This window comes from Spirosoma liriopis, from assembly GCF_023196085.1.
Classification (GTDB): domain Bacteria; phylum Bacteroidota; class Bacteroidia; order Cytophagales; family Spirosomataceae; genus Spirosoma; species Spirosoma oryzicola.
This window is the reverse complement of record NZ_JALPRF010000002.1, coordinates 310,456-329,534: the sequence shown is the minus strand read 5'-3', so window position 1 is coordinate 329,534 and position 19,079 is coordinate 310,456. Positions and strand designations below refer to the sequence as shown.

Sequence of the window (19,079 nt, the reverse complement as noted above, 5' to 3'; positions counted from 1 at the left end):
CGTCAGGCATAGCCAGTCATCAAAATTAACAACCTTTCTTTTGTTCTTAATAAACAAATAACCAATTTTCACTATCAGCGTCAGCAGCCCAAATTCTTACCCCATGCGTGAAGCCTTATTCGTTAAACGAAACACCGATAAGTGGCGTACCATTGAGCAAGCCACGACCCGCAACCCGGACGAACTGACCGAGCGCTACGTAGAGCTGACGGATGATTTATCGTACGCCCGTACGTTTTACCCAGACTCAAATGTAACGCGTTACCTTAACGGGCTGGCGGCCCAGATGCACCGGGGGCTGATGCAAAATCGGCGCGACGACCGAAGCCGGTTCATCACCTTCTGGAAGTACGAGTTGCCGTTGTTGTTTCGGCAATCACACCGGTTGCTGGCTGTGTCGGCAGCAGTCTTTTTGGCGGCCGGTATCCTGGGCTGGTTATCGGCGGCTCACGACAACACGTTTGTGCGGTTGATCCTGGGTGATCAGTACGTAAACATGACGCTCGAAAACATCAAGAAAGGCGATCCGCTAGGCGTATACAACAGCAGAGATCAGGGTAGTATGTTTGTACAGATTACGCTAAACAATATCTACGTAGCCTTCCGAACCTTTATTTTTGGTTTGTTTGCCTCATTCGGTACGATGGCGATGCTGTTCTACAACGGAGTGATGCTTGGCTCTTTCCAGTACTTCTTCTACGAGCGCGGCTTGCTACTCGACTCGGTTCTGAAAATCTGGATTCACGGCACGCTCGAAATTTCGGCTATCGTCATTGCGGGCTGCGCGGGCCTGACGGTAGGCAACAGCCTGCTCTTTCCGGGTACTTACTCGCGGCTGGAATCGTTTAAACGAGGAGTGAAGCAAGGGCTTAAAATTGCCATCGGGCTGGTTCCTATATTTATCATGGCGGGCTTTCTCGAAAGTTTCGTCACCCGGTTGACCTTACCGCCGGTCGCGAGCGGAGCCATCATCCTGGTATCAGCTACGTTTATCGTTTGGTATTTCATCCTATACCCTATCTCACTTAACCGCACAGTTCAACCATGATTCAACTGTTTCAACAACGCGATTTTGGCAATAAAATCAACGCCACGTTTCAGTACATCGGCGAAAACTTCCGGAGCCTGGGCACGGCTTTACTCTACATCGTCGGGCCGATCGCTTTGGTAGTGGGCGTTTTAAGTGGACTACTCCAATCCAAAGTGATACGAATTGCGTCGACAATTGACGGAGGGGCCGACTCACGCCAGACAGCTATGTTTCAGATGATGACCCAATTTGCCTCACCTACCTTTTGGCTGACGGTATTACTGAGCATTCTAGCGAACGTGGCGGTCATTATGGTGACCTACGGTCATATGAAGGTGTATAACCGCACCAATGGTGGTCCTATCAGCGTTGCCGATATTTGGGAGGAAGTGCAGCCAACCATTGGCCGGGCCGTCATCATTTCGGTTCTTGGATCGATTGTTACGTTCGTCGGGTTTATGTTTTTCTTTATTCCGGGCGTTTACGTAGCGGTTGTTCTATCGCTCTCGTTAGCGGTTACCTCGTTTGAAGACACCGACTTCGGCGCGACCTGGGAGCGCTGTTTTAAACTGATTCGGGACAAGTGGTGGTCTACCTTCGGGTTGATTGTCGTCATGGGAATCATCGTTGGGCTTGTTGGGCTTATCTTTCAGATTCCAAGCGCGGTTATTGGTTTTATGATCGGTGGAAAGCTGTTGCCCGACGTGTCATCGGCCTGGCTAATGCTGGCGAGCGTTATCAATTTAGTAGGCAAAACCCTCCTGAATACGGTGCTTTACACCGCCATCGGGTTTCAGTATACCAACCTGGTAGAACGTCAGGAAGGACGGGGTTTACTGTCGGCAATCGATTCTATCGGGACAAGCCCTAGCCAACCCCGCTCAACCGATGAAGGTAGTTTTTAACGCAATGAAGCGGGGTAAACAACGTATGAGTAGCTTGATAGACTGTTCTTTTGTCAAGATTTTGGTGAGTAGCCGCCAAGGCGTTTGGGCAATGCTTATCCTGGTTATAAGCGTTCATGCGCCTGTGTTGGCCCAAACGACTAAGCCTCAAACCCAGTCGGTAGTTGCGTCCGATGACCGGTCGGCAATCCGGGTACGGTATCCAATGCCCGAAAAGCTAAGTGATTTTCAGACAGATCGTGATTACCAATATGACCATGAAGCCCCACCCCCCGAAAATCCGGTCGCGCGCTTTTTTTATTGGCTATACACGAAAATAATGCGTTTTCTACGAAGCGACGCTTATCAAAACGTCTGGCAGTATGTTATCCTGGCGGGTGTTGCGGGCTTCGTTGTCTACTTGTTGATGAAGGCTGAAGTACTTGGTTTTCTTTTCCCCAAGAAAGCACAGACGAGCACTTTGGACTACGAGAACCTGTCGGAGAATATTCATGCCATAAATTTTGATGCGGCTATTGACGAAGCAGTCGGTCAGCGTAATTTTCGGCAGGCGGTTCGACTGCTGTATCTACAAACGCTTAAACGACTAACCGATCCGGGACTCATCCATTATAAGCCGGACAAAACCAACCAGCACTACATTAACGAGCTCGCAAAAACACCTTTACAGACCGATTTCGAACGTTTGACCCGCCAGTTCGAATTTATCTGGTACGGCGATTTTCCGATTGATGAGCATCAATTTACCCTATTGCGTAAAGCGTTTGGGGACTTTTCAACGACTCAACTGCAAACCGTCCGGTGATCCGGCACTAACTGGTAATCAAGCATTTGAAGCCCAATAAATACGTTCTTATTTTACTGGCCACTATTACGGCATACGTACTCGTTGAGTATTACCGTCCGAAGCCGCTGGACTGGACACCTACCTACGAAAACGACGATAAGATTCCCTTCGGTACAAAGGTGCTGTATGAACTCTTACCTGATGTCATGCAGCAGGCAAACGTCAGCACTGTGCGGCTGCCTGTCTACAATTTCTTGACCGAAACCAAACCGGCGGTTCGCAGTAACTACGTCTTTATCTGCCGGGATTTCAACGCCGATGGTAATGACCTGAAGCAGCTACGGGCGTACGCTAATCGCGGTAATAACGTCTTTATCTCGGCGTATAGCTTTCCGGACTCATTAGGATCGGTACTCGGTTTTAAAGCAGACGTGAAAGAACCGAACAAAGCGGACACAACCCTTCGCCAGAACCTCGTCAATCCGAAAGTAGCCAAATCGGGCGGTTATAATTTCTTCCACGATGATGGCCGGAATTTCTTGACGATCACGAACAGCCAGCGAACAACCGTCCTAGGTCGTAATGCGCGAAAAGAGCCGGTTTTCATTCGGGTTCAATACGGAAAAGGATACTTTTTCATTCACAATCTGCCCCTGGCTTTCACGAACTATTACGTGCTTTCGCCCAGAACGTCGGATTATACGTTTAAAGCGCTCTCTTACTTGCCAGCCTTACCCACTTATTGGGATGAGTACCAGAAGCAGGGCCGCTTCGACGAGGAACAACAATCCATTTTCCGCTACATCTGGAGCCAGCCTGCTTTGAACTGGGCGTATTATCTGGTAGTCTTCGGTTTGCTCTTCTACGCTATTTTTGCGGGCAAGCGCACCCAACGCATCATTCCGGTAGTTGAACCGCCCCGAAATACTTCGCTGGATTTTGTAAAAACCGTAGGACGGTTGTATTTTCAGCAAGGCGACCACGACAATCTGGCCCGTAAGCGCATTCAGTATTTTCTAAGCGACCTGCGTGAACAATACAGCCTGAACACAACTGTTCTCGACAAAGAGTTTACGGAAACACTGGCTCAAAAAAGCGGAACCTCGTTGACAGAAACAGAAGAGTTGGTTCGATTACTGCGTGATGCGCAAAAAAGTATTTCCTTGTCAGAGTATGACTTGCTGACGCTCAATGCCGCCATCGAACGATTTAAACACCAAACCGTCTGAACCACGATTTATGTGATTACACCATTTGACTATGCTTATTGCTTGCCTGCAAGAAAAATCGTAGTCATTGAATGAATCTCACAAACGCTGGTTCTGACACCTTTTATGGAAAATAGACAAACGCGCATAGACCTAACCTCTCTTAGAAGCACGATTGATGCAATTCGGTCGGAAGTCGGTAAAATTATCGTGGGTCAGCATCAGACTGTCGATTTGTTATTGACGGCCCTACTAGCCGACGGCCACGTTCTGATTGAAGGCGTTCCGGGTGTCGCTAAAACGCTGACCGCCAAATTACTGGCAAAAACCATGTCGGTGGGGTTCAGTCGCATTCAATTTACGCCCGATCTGATGCCGTCGGATGTATTGGGCACTTCGGTTTTTATGCCGAAAACAGGTGATTTCGAGTTTAAGAAAGGCCCTATCTTTTCCAATCTCGTACTGATTGACGAAATCAACCGCGCACCCGCAAAAACGCAGGCGGCACTTTTTGAAGTGATGGAAGAGCGTCAGGTAACGAACGACGGCACGACGTATCATCTCGAAGAGCCGTTTATGGTCCTGGCTACGCAAAACCCCATCGAACAGGAAGGTACGTATCGACTTCCCGAAGCCCAGCTGGATCGTTTTTTGTTTAAAATCGTCGTGGGTTATCCCGATGCAGCCGCCGAAGTTGACATTCTGCGTGGTCACCATCAGCGACGAAACCTCAACGATACGCTTGATGCAGTTGAGCCTGTAATTACCGCTGAGCTATTGGCAACGCTGCGTGGTCAGGTTCACCAGGTTCACGTTGAAGACAACCTGTTCGATTATATCGCGCAGATCGTTCAGGCGACTCGCGCAAACAAGTCGCTGTATCTTGGAGCATCCCCTCGGGCATCGGTTGCCTTGCTCAACAGTGCCAAAGCCCTGGCTACACTACGAGGCCGCGACTTTATTACACCCGAAGACGTTCAGGAGCTAGCCGCTGCGGTCCTACGCCACCGAGTACTACTCACGCCCGAACGTGAGATGGAAGGAGGTACACCCGACGAAGTCATTGCGCAGCTGGTACAGAAGATCGAAGTCCCCCGCTAATCACCCACCGATGCCGCATGACTACTGTACGTTGCCAATCCGCTCGCTTTTTATCCGGTCTATTCTGGGTAAAGTGGTCGTATTTGCTTTGTACATGCTTCATGGCTAGCTATTCGTACGGACAGAACCCAACAAAAGAACAACTCGCAGGAACCTGGATCGGCGTCCGTACAGAATGGGACTCAAATTCTTTTTGCCCGCTACCAGTCTACATTCAGCTAGAAGCTGACGGTACATACCGGCTTGGCACGATAGACGGTTCAGTCGAGACTGTTTCTTCGACATGGGCAGTTGATAGCCTGGTGCGTTTAGACACCGTTCATTTTGCGCCGAAGTTGGTTATGCGGGAAAACGATTTGTTACGAATCGGGACGAACTACCCACTGATTTTTCGGCGCTTCACAGCCATTCCGCTCGACTCCGCTACTGCCCATCGGCAGTTGAGCGGTCGGGTCTGGCAGTCCGATAGCCTGTCTTTGTTCATTCACGCCAACGGTCAGCTGATGGTCGAGGATCGGAAGTCCAGCCAACGCACCGCTCATTTTTGGCAACTGGCGCGGTTTGGAACCTCTTTGTTCCTGATCATTGGCGGTAATCAGTACCGTTTTCGCGAGGGCAACTATAAATTTATTTGGCAACTTGGTAGCTTGTCGCCTACGCTTATTCAAGCCATTGGCTCAAATGGTCGTTCTTCCGTAACACAACCGTTTCGGCTCGTGCGCCGTTTGTCACCCGGTGATTCATGCCGTCCGTCGGGTTTTCAGCCCTGCGCGAATTGTCTTAGTCGGATGATGGCAGGTTCAGGACTTGGTCAATCACACAAGCGTTACGAACTGAATCAGCTTTTAGCAACGTATTACAAACCCATTATCAGACAAGGCCAATCGGGAATAATTCGCTTACAGTTCGTAATCAATTGCGAAGGTGCCCAAGGCATGTACCACGTGAACGGCTTCGATGCGGATTACTGCCCTAAAACCTTCTCTACTCAGGTAACCAGTCAGTTACTCGATATTTGCCGGAACTACTTAACCGCCGACCGCTTGTTATCAGCGGATGAACGTTCTTCAATGGACGTTCCGGTATCGTTTACGATCCGCCTTAAAGACGGTAAGATCACCGATATTCTACCATGAAGCCCTTTCATCTCTTACTACTATTCTGGCCGATTCTAGCTTCTGCCCAAACGAGTAAGACGATACTAACTTCGTATCAGCATATGCTAGCCATTAATCGTACCACCCAGCCAACGTTTCTCGGTTCTCCAAGGCGCGGCCAGTCTACGTCTGCTAACCCGCAAAACTACCGTTTTCAGGCGATGAACTATTTGTGGGAAGGAAACTACGAACAGGCGGTTGTCGCGCTGGAAAACGTCGCTTTGTTGCCGAAAGGACAGGGATTTGCGGGTGAAATGTATCTGACTCAATTACACGATTACGACCGAGCGCTGTGTCACCTAACGGCTTACGACGCTTCAACGCCGACCTTCGACGATATGATCGGTAACAATCCGGTGAGTTATCTGCTTGGCCTCACGTACCGGAGTTTGGGAAATCATGCGGAAGCGATCAGCCAGTTTTCGAGAGGAATCGATTCGCTGGCTATCAAACATGGATCAAAATGGGTTAATTACCGGCATTTTGTCAGTAGAGCCGTGAGCTATCTAGCGATCAACCAGCCACAAAAAGCACTGGACGATTTAGAAAAAGCCTCCCAAAATTACAGCCGTAGCGCACTGGCTCAGTACCATCGAGGACAGGCCCTGAAACAACTGGGCCGGAAGGAGGAAGCCCGAACCGCTTTTCAGGATGCATCATTCCTCTTCAAAGCTTTACGCGTTGAACGAACGGCTGATTATCAGGAAGACGAATCAAATCCACTCTACGAGCCTGAAATTGACCAAGCGCTTGCCAACCTTAAACCGTAAGTTTTGAAAGCTATCCGCCCTCTTTTCGTCGCTACTCGCCTGTGGTTTGTCCTGATTGTCTTTGTCGTGCTGTTTGTGGCGGCCTACGCGTTCCTGCTGCTGTTTCCGCTGGTACAGATCGCTTTTGTCATTTTCGTTATTCTGATCGGACTAGATGGCTGGTTGCTGTTTCGAACGAAAAACCAGTCTGTAGGATCGGCCTTTTTTGCGCGTCGCGAGGTGCCTGACCGACTGTCCAACGGCGACGAAAATCCGTTAACGATCTATTTGGAAAACCGGTATTCATTCCGAGCCGATGTCGACGTAATTGATGAGATCCCATTCCAATTCCAGCGACGCGATGTGCTGTTTCGGGCACGACTGAACCCGCGCGAAACGCAGGCGATCCGCTATGAACTTCGACCAACTCGTCGGGGCGAGTATAGCTTCGGAGCGGTTAACGTATTTGTCAAAACTCCCCTCGGCTTGCTGAAACGACGCTACCAGTTTGAACAAGGCAAGATGGTAGCCGTTTACCCATCGTTTCTACAAATGCGTCAGTACGAACTGCTGGCCGCAACCAATCGCCTGAACGAAGTTGGTATAAAACGGATTCGGCGCATTGGTCATAGCATGGAATTCGAGCAGGTACGCCCCTACGCTACTGGTGACGATGTGCGAACAGTTAACTGGAAAGCCACCGCCCGACGCACCGATGCACAAGGAACTTCACTGATGATCAACGCTTATCAGGATGAACGCTCTCAGCCGGTTTACTGCCTGATTGACAAGGGACGCGTGATGCAATCACCGTTTGAGGGGCTTACGTTGCTCGACTATGCCATCAATGCCAGTCTGGTGCTGAGCAACATTGCCTTATTGAAACAAGACCGTGCGGGTATCCTAACCTTCTCCGACCATGTCGGCCAGCTTCTTCCCGCCGACCGTCGAACAGGGCACATGCTCAAGATTCTGGAGTTGCTCTACCGACAGAAAACGCGCTTTCTCGAAACGGATTACGAAAGTCTGTACGCCAGCGTTCGCAACCACATCCGTCAACGCAGTCTACTTCTGCTGTTCACTAACTTCGAAACGGTTAGCGCCATGCACAGACAATTGCCGTACCTGCGTCGGCTAGCTAAAGATCACCTGTTATTGATCATTTTTTTCGAGAACACCGAACTCAGGAGCCTATTAGATCAACCAGCGAGCGACACCGAACAGATTTACCTGAAAACGATCGCGGAGAAGTTTGCTTCTGAAAAAAAGCAGATTGTAAAAGAGTTAAGCCAATACGGTATTCAGACCATATTGACCGCCCCGCAAAACCTGACGGCTAATACGGTCAACAAATACCTTGAATTAAAAGCCAGAGGAATGATTTGACAAGTAGATCTTGGCTCTTTGTGGTGTCAGGTTTTCGAAGCGTTATTGCCCAAAACACGTAAAAATGATTGTGGTGTCGGCGGGGCCGCCCGCGCGGTTCTCAAAACCGACACCATGAGAAGATAAGGCTTGTTACTCGTTAGTTGTCGCCTAGATTGCCCTTTACCGATTCGTAATTCGATTTCAAACGTCCCATTTCCTGCGCAAGAAACGTTTGTAACTGACGATTGAAATCTTCTTTTTCATCGTCGGGTAGCGATGTATAGAGGTCCTTCAACTCTTGGTTGATTGCGGCTCGTTCGGCATCATCAGTGGCATTGATCGAGCGGTAATGGTATTTTTTGAAATCGTACTGCATAGTCTATAAAAAGACTGGACGTTAAATACGGAATAAGTCCAGTACCTAACGTCCAGTTATGGATTGCATGAAGAATTACTTAGTTAACTCCCGTAGCTCTTTCAAACGAGCCCGCTCCACAGAACCGGAGACGATAATGCTGACCTCATACAAAGCGGCCAACGGTAGCGCAACCAGCACCTGACTGTAAATATCGGGCGAAGGGGTTATGATACCCGCCACCACCAGAATCACAATCCAGGCGTGTTTGCGGTACTCTTTCATAAACGAAGGTGTCAGCACACCTACTTTCGAGAGCACAAACGCGACAATCGGCATTTGGAACATTAACGCACAACCCAGCGAAAGCGTCACCAGAATACCGATATACGATGTGATATCAAACTGGTTTTTAATCTCAGGGGTGATTTGATAATTCGCTAAGAAATTGATAGCCAGTGGTGATACAATAAAGTAACCAAACATCAGTCCTAACAGGAACAGCATCGATACGTAAAACACGGCTCCCCGAGCGGCATTTTTCTCCGACGAGCGCAAGCCGGGCTTGATAAACCGCCATAATTCCCAGAAAGCATACGGAAACGCAAAGCACAGACCAATAATTAACGACGACGTAAGCGCCATTGTAAACTGGTCAGATACTCCCAACGCCTGCAACTCAAAGTTCAACTTCTTGACGCACAAGTCGGCATAACCCGTCATATCTGACAGCTTACACATCATCCGGTAAGTCCAGAAATCAGGGTTTTTAGGCCCCATAATAACGACCCTGAATATATCCTCAATGAAAATAAAGGCAATTAGGGCGAACACAAAGATGGACCCAACGGCCCGGATAATGTGCCAGCGAAGCTCCTCCAGATGGTCCAGAAAGGACATCTCTTTACCTTCAGCGTCGATCTCTTCGTCGGTCAGTTGATCTAGTGGCATTGTATTAATTAGCGAATGAGTAAATAAGCGAATGAGTTGGTAAAAACCAGCGAGACTTACGGCCCAACCCACTCATTCGCTCACTCACGATTAACTTTTATAGAGTGGAAATGCTTTCATCCACTCGTTGATTTCTTCTTTAACGGTCGCTAAAGTTGCTTCGTCGTCGTGGTTCATCAACACCTTATCGATATATACGACAATTTGCTCCATGTCCGATTCCTTTAAACCACGGGTTGTCATGGCCGCTGTACCCACGCGGATACCAGACGTGATCATTGGCGACTTATCATCGAACGGAACCATGTTTTTATTGATCGTGATGTCGGCTTTGATCAACGTGTTCTCGGCCAGTTTACCGGTCAAGCCTTTCGAGCGCAGGTCGATCAGCATCAGATGGTTGTCCGTTCCACCCGAAATGATCTCGTAACCCCGGCTCAGGAAAGCGTTGGCCATAGCTTGCGCATTGGCTTTTACCTGTACGGCGTAATCGTAGAAATCGTCGGTCAGCGCTTCGCCGAAGGCAATCGCTTTAGCCGCGATGATGTGCTCAAGCGGTCCGCCCTGCGTTCCGGGAAACACACCCGAATCGAGCAGCGACGACATCAGTCGCAATTCACCTTTCGGGGTTTTGATACCAAACGGATTTTCGAAGTCGTTCCGCATCATGATCATACCGCCCCGTGTACCGCGCAGTGTTTTGTGCGTGGTGGTCGTGACGATGTGTGCATGCGCTAGGGGGTCATTCAGTAATCCTTTGGCGATCAGACCCGCCGGGTGCGATACGTCGGCCAGCAGTAACGCTCCGACTTCATCGGCAATGGCCCGTAACCGAGCATAATCCCAGTCGCGGCTGTAGGCTGACGCGCCACAGATCAGCATTTTCGGCATTTCGCGCTTGGCCGTTTCTTCTACGATGTCGTAGTTGATAACACCCGTTTCTTTTTCCACGCCATAGAATGTAGGCCGGAAATATTTACCCGAAATGTTGACCGGCGAACCGTGCGTCAGGTGACCACCGTGCGACAAATCAAAGCCCAGGATGGTATCGCCGGGTTTCAGCGCAGCCAGGAAGACAGCTGTGTTAGCCTGCGCTCCGGAATGCGGCTGTACATTGACCCACGTAGCCCCGAAAAGTTCTTTGGCACGATCAATGGCAATCTGCTCAATCTGGTCGACTACCTCACAGCCACCATAATACCGCTTGCCGGGCAGTCCTTCCGCATACTTGTTAGTCAGTACGCTTCCAGCCGCTTCCATAACGGCGGGTGAAACAAAATTTTCAGATGCAATCAGTTCAATACCCGACTCCTGCCGGTGTTGTTCTTTGGCAATCAGGTCAAATACCTGCGTATCGCGGGTGGTGGTGACGGTAGTCATGCTTCGAGCGTTTTGTGCATTCGATTAGTCAACGTCTGGTTGAAAAAAAAGATACTAGTAAACAACCAAACAAGCAATTAGACACAAAGGTACAGCGGAAAACGGTAGAATAAGCAGGATCTCTTCAAGATCAGTCCTTCGAATTTAGCGGAATTACAGACCGAAAGCAATCTTTATTCAATCCAATGCACGGCATATGCGACAAGCGTCCGAATTCACCAGATTATTTTGCTTTTTGCACCGTTTGGTAGTGTAGTGGAGTCATACCGGTATGTAGCTTAAACTGCCGATGAAAATGTGAACTGTTGTTAAATCCACATTCAAGGCCCACTTGCCCAATACTGATATCGACCTGAGTGAGTAGTTTACGAGCGTGACCGATCCGTAACTCGTTTAAGTACTCGACAAACGATTTTCGGGTCCGTTTTTTAAAGTAACGACAGAAAGCGGCTGGTGCCATGCCCGCTACGGAGGCAATTTGCTCAACCCGTATCTCTTCCCGAAAATTTGTCAGCATGAAATCGAGTACACGCTTCATCCGCTCGGTTTCAGCAGCACCGGGAGCGAGTTGGTAGCCATCGCTGGCCAGAAGTGCGGCCTCCGAATCAGCGGCTAGTTCATCCAAAATTTCCAGCAAACCGAGCAGTTGCAGAAACCCTGTTCGTTCGGGCAGTTGATTTAGCTGCGTTCGAACCGCCAGGCCAGCGGCTGGACTAAAGCGTAGCCCGTAACGGGAACGCTCCAGCAATCGCTGTATTGCGCTGGCTTCTGGTAAAGTTGTTAAACCCTGTTGCGAAAACTCACTTGGAAACTGGATAACAATTGATTCCACCTCTTGCGTTGATCCAGGCTGGTAAAAATCTTCGTCACTGCGCCAGAAATGAGGTAAGTCAGGACCAATCAATACCAGGTCTCCGGCAGTAAATGGCTCAATATGATCGCCCACAAAACGGCGCCCGTATCCTTCTACGATGTACGTCAGTTCGTATTCCGGGTGATAATGCCAGGGAGCATCGAAGTAAGGCATCTTAAATCGACGGACCAGCAGCGAGCTTTGACCAGCAAAAGGTACCTTCTCAAACAATGCCTTCATCTATACGCTATCTTAACCTAATTATGCAAATCACTTTACATCAATGATCAAAATTAGACATAAATCTGAAAATACTGGCTTTACTTGCAATGAAGTAGCAAATTAACTTTGTTAAGCATTCGGCTGTTCCTAAACCCATTAAATCATAGAACTGTATGGAGGCTACCCGCTCTAAAGAATCGCGACTCGACGAGTTAGATGCGCCTTACACGCTTGACCCAGCAGCTATCGATTTTTACCGACAGCGCGGGTATGTCAAACTAAAACACGTACTGAGTCCCACCCTTCTCGACTACTACGACAACATTATTACGGAGTTAGTCTTTCGGCTCAATACACTTAGTAAACCGATGGAGGAACGGAGCACCTACGAACGGGCATTTCTCCAAATTATGAATCTCTGGCGGGAGGACGAACAGGCCAAAGCGTTTGTTTTTTCTAAACGACTAGCCAAAATTGCGGCTGATCTGATAGGCGTTCAGGGTGTTCGGCTTTACCACGATCAGGCGCTTTATAAGGAACCGTCGGGAGGAATTACACCCTGGCATGCCGACCAGTTTTACTGGCCGCTGGCGTCACCAAACACAGTTACGGTCTGGATTCCGCTCCAGGAAACGCCCATGCAAATGGGACCGTTGGCTTTTGCCGAAGGTAGTCAACACGTTGAGATTGGCCGCGATCTGGAAATTAGCGACGAAAGCGAGAATATTCTGGCGGATGAACTACAAAAACAGAAGTTTACCGTTCATGACACGCCGTTTGATCTGGGTGAAGTCAGCTACCATGCGGGTTGGACATTTCACCGCGCTGGCCCCAATACGTCAACTCAACCGCGTAAGGTTATGACCATGATCTACATGGACAAGGAGCAGATCATTAGTCAACCTCGCAACGAGTTTCAGGTTGCTGATCTTGAGAAATGGCTAAATAACGCGCCCATTGGTAGCCACCCCCAGTCGGATTTGAATCCCGTATTGTTCAGTTATTAGCTAATCCATAGCGGTTAGGAAGTTATCTGTGATGATTTACCGCTATTAACTAACGACTATTGCCGTTTTATGGAAGTATTTTTGCAGTATTTCTGTTACACCTGCAAACCATTACTTACCCAAGGCGGTATGAAATCATTTTTCGCACTTTTTGTGGGGCTACTTATTAGTCTTGCAACAACAGCGCAGATTCGTAAAGACCCTACCAATTGGTCGACCCAGGTCGATAAGCAGCCGGCTAAAGTGGGCGATGTAGTCAACATCAAGATTCAGGTCAGCATTGGCGACGGCTGGCATATGTACTCAAACGATCTTGACCCGAATGTTGGCCCCGTTCCAACATCGTTCAAATTTGCCAATTCGGACGCGTTCGCGCTCGTCGGCAAAACGACCCCTGTCGGCGTCGAAGAAATTTTCGAAGAAGTGTGGGGAGCCAAAGTTCGTCAGTTCAAGAATAAGGCAGTCTTTATTCAGAAAGTTAAAGTTCTGAAGCCTACGGCCACTTTCTCGGGAACGGCCGAATACCAGGTTTGTTCGGACAAAGATGGTGTATGCCTCCCCCCCACCGAAATTGAATTTTCGGCAGCAATTAAAGCTTCGGAACAAGCGACCGCGTTAGCGGCTACCACAACAGCTGTAGCATCTACTTCGAAAGCGACCACGGCGGTTACGTCCTCGGCGTCTGATACGGCGGTAGCGGCTACTGCACCCGTTTTGCCAGACACGGCTGATGCAACGGCATCAACGACACCCATCGTCAAAGAGGTATTGAAACAGCCCGTTCAGGCCATGAACGAATCAGCCACAACGTCGGGGGGATCGTTATGGGGCTTTATGCTGGCCGCTTTCTTATCCGGATTGGTTGCGCTGCTTACGCCCTGCGTTTTCCCAATCATTCCCGCAACGGTTAGCTTTTTCACGAATCAGCAGGGTGGGCAGTGGAAAGCCTTATTATACGGAGCCTTTATCATTGGTATTTATGTGCTGGTAGGCACGGTCGTTTCGCGAATCAACGGCCCAGCTTTCGCAAATTTTGTCAGTACGCACTGGATACCCAATATCCTGTTCTTCGCCATATTTTTTGTTTTTGGTTTATCGTTTCTGGGCTTGTTCGAGATCGTACTGCCGAACTCGCTGATCAACCAGGCAGATTCCCGTTCTGAAAAAGGCGGTATCCTCGGTATTTTTTTCATGGCCTTCACGCTGGTTCTTGTTTCCTTCTCCTGCACAGGCCCTATCGTTGGTAGCTTGCTGGTAGCCTCGGCGGGTGGTGAAGTCGTGAAACCAATTCTGGGCATGGCCGCTTTCTCGTCTGCTTTTGCCGTACCGTTTACTTTGTTCGCGGCTTTTCCGCAATGGCTCAAAAATCTACCCCGTTCCGGCGGATGGCTCAACTCGGTAAAAGTTGTCCTCGGCTTTCTGGAACTGGCGTTGGCCCTGAAATTCTTGAGCGTTGCTGATCAGGTATACCACTGGCATCTGCTGGACCGCGAAGTATTTCTCTCGCTGTGGATTGTTATTTTCGCCCTGCTCGGCTTTTACTTTCTAGGAAAAATTCGGTTGCCGCACGATAGCGAAACCAAGTATGTGAGCGTTCAGAAGCTGTTATTGGCCATAGCTACGTTCTCATTCGTGACCTACATGATTCCCGGCTTATGGGGAGCGCCATTGAAAGCTCTGTCAGGCTATTTACCGCCTGAAACGTCACAGGATTTCAACATGAACCAGTCAGCGGCTATAGGTAGTCAGCAACCAGCAGGCAGCTCTATAGCGGAACCAATCAAATACGCTAATCTTTTCGATCTGCCCCGTGGCCTGCAAGGTTTCTTCGACTACAAGCAGGGACTGGCATACGCGAAAAAAGTAAACAAGCCCGTCTTTATTGACTTTACTGGTCACGGTTGCGTGAACTGCCGCGAGATGGAAGCCCGCGTTTGGTCGGACCCCGCCGTAAAGTCACGGTTGCAAAATGATTTTGTGTTAATTGCCCTCTACGTCGACGATAAGACCGAACTACCCGAATCGGAATGGTATACCTCTACGTATGACCAGAAGGTTAAGAAAACGATTGGTGCCCAGAACGCCGATTTACAAATCACGAAATACAACAATAATGCTCAGCCGCACTATTGCCTTGTCAACAGCAACGGCGAGCTGCTGGTAGCTCCCAAAAACTACGATCGAAGCGTTGAGAACTTCGTTGCTTTCCTTGAATCAGGTAAGAATAAGTTTTAAGAACTGACTTTGAACTACAAACGAAAGCCCCGCCAAAACTGGCGGGGCTTTCGTTTGTAGAATATGGCGACTTTTGCTTAGGCCGTAACCTTGGCAGGAGCCTCGTTAGCCTGGATAAACTCGATATCCGGTTTTGATTGATCAGCGATGGTTACCCGACCACGTTCTTTGCGAACAATGCGCGAGTACAGCGAAATCTCCTGATCGAATAAGAAGCGGAAAAACAACCGAACGTACGACGTATGGTATTTCAATGTATCGTAATACTCAGGTGCCGATTTCTTGAGATCAGGCAGCTTGTTCCAAGGAATTGATGGAAAATCGTGGTGTTCGTTGTGAAAACCTACATTCAGGTTTACGCCGTTCAACTGACCGTAGTAACTATAAGTCTCTTGCTCCGGGTCGAGGGTTAGGTAATGTTCCTGAATCCAGCGAGCGCCCAGCGGATGAAGCCCAACCGAGAAGAACAAGCACAACACCAAGAAGATTAAAGCTTTCCAGCCAAACAAGGCAACGATCAGCACATCGAACGCAACCTGAACAATCATATTCGTGGCTACCCATTTGTCAATCACAGCCAGTTCGCGGCAACGAATCGTCCGGATACCCTGAAAGATAGGGAAGAAAAGCAGCCAAAGCGCCTTACCAATTGCGTAGTTGTTGATAAGCTTGGCTTCATACCAGTCGGGTAAGTCAGCATCTAGCTCGTGCACGCCTTGGAATGCATGGTGTTTGATGTGAAAGTTTTTAAAGGATAGCGCTGTTGGGAATACCGTTGGCAGATTGGCAAAAATGGCCGCCCACATATTGGCAGCAGGCTTACGAAAAATCAGGTTGTGCGCAGCTTCGTGAATGCAGACAAACAGCGTATGCGCCGGGAAAGCGCCGATAAACCAGGCAGCCGCGACAACGACCCACCACGATTGGTCACGAACCAGATAAGCGATACCTGTCATCAGGGTAACGCAACCCAGAATGATCCAAAACGTTGTTGGATTCTTTTGGCCGATAAGCTTCTTAACTTCTGGATGAGATTTTAAGATCTGCCGAGTGCGAATGCGGTGGGGTTCGGTGGTATTCGAGTTGACAAAATTGGTGAACGTTGCCATAAGTAAGTGTTGCCGGTACAATTCGGTGAAAAACGAACGGTAAATTTAATAACTTTTCCGATTGTATTGGCTACCTATGCCCTTGTATTTATATAGTCTTTATAGTAGATTTTTTCTGAATCGTAACGCGTACAACTAACCGCTGCATGATGGTTGTAAACTAGCACTTCGCAGTTAGGTTCCGAACAGATCATTGTCGATGTAGCAAGTCTTTAAATTATGTCTGCTAGTCTAATGGGCGTATCAAACGTAGATATATTCCATCAATCCATCGATGGTTGTGTTTCGTTTTGTGGTAAGATATCCGCCTTTATCTGTTCGATTACGCGCTCAGCCATTTGTGCTGCGCCCCGTAACGCACCAAAAATGATGCAAAGCGGTAAAATAATGGGCAGGAAAAAGACCCATTGAAAGAGCATATACAAGCGGAAATTTCTCATCGGTCGGTTAGTAATTTATAAGATTAAGTTAACACCTTTTCTCTAAAGTAAAAAGAAGTTGATCGTTATCTTAATCCCATTCCAAGCATAATCAAAGTTAAACTATTATAAATGCAAAAACAAGCCCTATTTAAAAAGGTTCGTTGAAAGGGTAAATAGTAAGGAAACGAGCAGAACAGGCCTAGTGTTAGAATACGTATAACTAATTGATTGACAAGATATAAAGACTAAAATTAAATAGCAATAGTAGTTACCTGATTCAAAAGTATAAAACTACTTTTTTATTAAAAAAACGTTAAAAATTACTAATTTGTTTACATACAAGGATGATCTAATTACTTAACTACAAGAAAAATAGCACAAACTAGGTCTGTGCTATTGTACTATATCCAGAGTTTAGTCTGACTACTTCAATTTTGATACAGCTTCTTTGATGCGCTCAACAGCTTCAACAAGCGATTCATCAGCGGCAGCTGTCGAAATCCGCAGGCAATTGGGAGCACCGAACCCTGATCCGGCAACCGTTGCTACGTACGCTGTATTTAATAACCAAGCGGCAAAATCGTCCGAATTTTCAATTGTCGTCGTACCGTCTGATTTGCCGTAGTACGAGCTGATATCCGGGAAGGCGTAAAAAGCTCCTTCTGGAACATTCGTACGGAAGCCAGGCACTTCTTTCAGTAACTTAACGACCAGATCACGGCGACGGTGGTATGCTTTGGTCATTTCCATCGAAGGTTCCAAAGGTCCCGTTAAGGCCGCAACGGTCGCTTTTTGCGCAATCGAGTTAGTACCCGACGTTACCTGACCCTGCAATTTTTCTACACCTTCAGCGATCCATTTTGCCGCACCGATGTAGCCAATCCGCCAGCCAGTCATCGCATATCCTTTAGCAACGCCGTTCACGGTGATCACGCGCTCTGCAATTTCGGGAATAGACCCGATGCTGAAATGTCCTTCCGGCGTAAAGTTGATGTATTCGTAAATTTCATCCGCCAGCACGTACACATTTTCGTGACGGGCAACCACGTCGGCAATGGCACGAAGCTCCGCTTCGGAGTAGATAGAACCGGTTGGATTGTTCGGCGACGCGTACATCACAATCTTCGTACGGTCGGTGATAGCCGCTTCAAATTGCTCGGGCGTTACTTTGAAATTATTCTCGAACGATCCGTCAACGACAACCGCTTTCCCCTCGGCTAGCTTCACCATCTCGGAATAGCTAACCCAGTAAGGTGAGAAAATGACCACTTCATCACCCGGATTGATCAGAACCTGAATAACGTTAGCCAGCGAGTGTTTAGCCCCGGTCGAAACAACGATATTCTCGGGTTTCCAGTCGATGTTGTTATCGCGCTTGAACTTATCAGCAATCGCTTTGCGAAGATCTGGATACCCCGCAACTGGCGAGTAGCCATGAAAGCCGTCGTCGATGGCTTTTTTGGCGGCCTCACAGATGTGTTGAGGAGTTTTAAAATCCGGCTCTCCGACGCTCAGGCTGATTACTTTGTGGCCCTGAGCGGCCAATTCACGAGCTTTCTTGGTCATCGCCAGCGTGGACGACTCCTCCAGCGCGTTGATGCGGTCGGCTAACAAACTCACGGTGTCAAGCGTGGCAGACATAATCGGTGTTTCTTTTTGAGAAAATTATAACAAACTGACTACAAAGGTACTATCTTTTCAGCGTAGCGACGATATTTTTCAGAAATTAAAAATCGCAACATCGCTGGTATCCGGGCATTCATTAAGCAATTCTTGGGTTGTTTTCTGCAAAACAGGATGTCTGTAGTGGGGCGCGATCTCCATCAATGGCATCAGCGTGAACCGGCGGAGATGCAGATAAGGGTGTGGAATACTAAGTGTTTCTGTCCTTATCGCTTGCTGCTCGTAGTACAGAATATCAATGTCGATCAGGCGAGCCCCCCACTTATCAAGCCGAACACGCCCCAACTCGTACTCAATAGCCTGGGTGTGTTCAAGTAGCGGCTGCGGAGCCAGGGCTGTCTTGACAAGCAATACCTGATTCAGATACGACGGTTGTTCAGTAACGCCCCAGGGAGCCGTTTCGTACAAACTCGACTGTCGAATAATCTTCCCAACCTGTTGGGCAATCAGTTCGACAGCCCGGCCCATGGTTGTGACCCGGTCGCCAAGATTGGCCCCTAAAAGAAGGAATGTTTCCAAGGCGTGAAGTTGCTGGTTTACTGTCAGGTTAGAGAACT

General features: G+C 48.5%; 18 protein-coding genes. 10 read left to right on the top strand and 8 right to left on the bottom strand.

Going from position 1 to position 19,079, the window contains the following annotated elements:
* Positions 1-103: 103 nt before the first annotated feature.
* From M0L20_RS10505 to M0L20_RS10470, 8 genes are all read left to right on the top strand, one after another.
* Entirely contained in the window at positions 104-1,048 is a 945-nt protein-coding gene (locus M0L20_RS10505) for a stage II sporulation protein M (RefSeq protein ID WP_248476876.1), read from the top strand.
* Complete coding sequence (locus tag M0L20_RS10500) at positions 1,045-1,935, top strand: DUF7847 domain-containing protein (protein WP_248476874.1); 891 nt, start codon at positions 1,045-1,047, stop codon at positions 1,933-1,935. Before M0L20_RS10505 ends, M0L20_RS10500 begins: the two co-directional genes overlap by 4 nt.
* 25 nt (positions 1,936-1,960) lie before the next feature.
* The gene (locus M0L20_RS10495; protein ID WP_248476872.1) at positions 1,961-2,740 is read left to right on the top strand and encodes a DUF4129 domain-containing protein; all 780 of its coding nucleotides are present in this window, start codon (positions 1,961-1,963) and stop codon (positions 2,738-2,740) included.
* A 26-nt stretch (positions 2,741-2,766) separates the two neighbouring features.
* Complete coding sequence (locus tag M0L20_RS10490; RefSeq protein ID WP_248476870.1) at positions 2,767-3,951, top strand: DUF4350 domain-containing protein; 1,185 nt, start codon at positions 2,767-2,769, stop codon at positions 3,949-3,951.
* Between the two features lie 105 nt (positions 3,952-4,056).
* Positions 4,057-5,031: an AAA family ATPase gene (locus M0L20_RS10485; RefSeq protein ID WP_248476868.1), complete on the top strand. Its 975-nt coding sequence runs from the start codon at positions 4,057-4,059 to the stop codon at positions 5,029-5,031.
* Between the two features lie 101 nt (positions 5,032-5,132).
* Entirely contained in the window at positions 5,133-6,167 is a 1,035-nt protein-coding gene (locus tag M0L20_RS10480; RefSeq protein ID WP_248476866.1) for a hypothetical protein, read from the top strand.
* A gap of 83 nt (positions 6,168-6,250) precedes the next feature.
* The gene (locus M0L20_RS10475; RefSeq protein WP_248476865.1) at positions 6,251-6,958 is read left to right on the top strand and encodes a tetratricopeptide repeat protein; all 708 of its coding nucleotides are present in this window, start codon (positions 6,251-6,253) and stop codon (positions 6,956-6,958) included.
* A gap of 3 nt (positions 6,959-6,961) precedes the next feature.
* Entirely contained in the window at positions 6,962-8,323 is a 1,362-nt protein-coding gene (locus tag M0L20_RS10470) for a DUF58 domain-containing protein (protein ID WP_248476864.1), read from the top strand.
* Between the two features lie 139 nt (positions 8,324-8,462).
* On the opposite strand, the gene M0L20_RS10465 is transcribed toward M0L20_RS10470, so the two are convergent.
* The 4 genes from M0L20_RS10465 to M0L20_RS10450 form a co-directional block, all read right to left on the bottom strand.
* The gene (locus M0L20_RS10465) at positions 8,463-8,681 is read right to left on the bottom strand and encodes a hypothetical protein (protein WP_232560848.1); all 219 of its coding nucleotides are present in this window, start codon (positions 8,679-8,681) and stop codon (positions 8,463-8,465) included.
* Positions 8,682-8,756: 75 nt separating this feature from the next.
* Positions 8,757-9,611 carry a twin-arginine translocase subunit TatC gene (tatC, locus tag M0L20_RS10460; RefSeq protein WP_232560847.1) on the bottom strand — a complete coding sequence of 285 codons (855 nt, stop codon included), beginning with the start codon at positions 9,609-9,611 and terminating at the stop codon, positions 8,757-8,759.
* A 90-nt stretch (positions 9,612-9,701) separates the two neighbouring features.
* Positions 9,702-10,991: a serine hydroxymethyltransferase gene (gene glyA / locus M0L20_RS10455; protein ID WP_232560846.1), complete on the bottom strand. Its 1,290-nt coding sequence runs from the start codon at positions 10,989-10,991 to the stop codon at positions 9,702-9,704.
* 223 nt (positions 10,992-11,214) lie between these two features.
* Positions 11,215-12,084 carry a helix-turn-helix domain-containing protein gene (locus M0L20_RS10450; protein ID WP_232560845.1) on the bottom strand — a complete coding sequence of 290 codons (870 nt, stop codon included), beginning with the start codon at positions 12,082-12,084 and terminating at the stop codon, positions 11,215-11,217.
* 155 nt (positions 12,085-12,239) lie between these two features.
* Between M0L20_RS10450 and M0L20_RS10445 the strand changes: the two genes are divergently transcribed.
* A complete protein-coding gene (locus M0L20_RS10445) occupies positions 12,240-13,073 on the top strand; it encodes a phytanoyl-CoA dioxygenase family protein (RefSeq protein ID WP_248476863.1) in 834 nt (277 codons plus the stop codon).
* Positions 13,074-13,202: 129 nt separating this feature from the next.
* Positions 13,203-15,308 (top strand): protein-disulfide reductase DsbD family protein, encoded by a 2,106-nt coding sequence (locus M0L20_RS10440; protein WP_248476862.1) that lies wholly within the window; start codon positions 13,203-13,205, stop codon positions 15,306-15,308.
* A 77-nt stretch (positions 15,309-15,385) separates the two neighbouring features.
* On the opposite strand, the gene M0L20_RS10435 is transcribed toward M0L20_RS10440, so the two are convergent.
* The 4 genes from M0L20_RS10435 to folK all read right to left on the bottom strand — a co-directional run bounded on the left by M0L20_RS10435 (position 15,386) and on the right by folK (position 19,041).
* Complete coding sequence (locus M0L20_RS10435; RefSeq protein ID WP_232560842.1) at positions 15,386-16,417, bottom strand: fatty acid desaturase; 1,032 nt, start codon at positions 16,415-16,417, stop codon at positions 15,386-15,388.
* A 263-nt stretch (positions 16,418-16,680) separates the two neighbouring features.
* On the bottom strand, positions 16,681-16,857 hold the full coding sequence (locus tag M0L20_RS10430) for a hypothetical protein (RefSeq protein ID WP_232560841.1): 177 nt from the start codon (positions 16,855-16,857) through the stop codon (positions 16,681-16,683).
* A gap of 405 nt (positions 16,858-17,262) precedes the next feature.
* On the bottom strand, positions 17,263-18,480 hold the full coding sequence (locus M0L20_RS10425) for a pyridoxal phosphate-dependent aminotransferase (protein WP_248476861.1): 1,218 nt from the start codon (positions 18,478-18,480) through the stop codon (positions 17,263-17,265).
* A 78-nt stretch (positions 18,481-18,558) separates the two neighbouring features.
* Positions 18,559-19,041, bottom strand: a complete 483-nt coding sequence (gene folK, locus M0L20_RS10420) for a 2-amino-4-hydroxy-6-hydroxymethyldihydropteridine diphosphokinase (protein ID WP_248476860.1) — start codon at positions 19,039-19,041, stop codon at positions 18,559-18,561.
* Positions 19,042-19,079 lie beyond the last annotated feature (38 nt).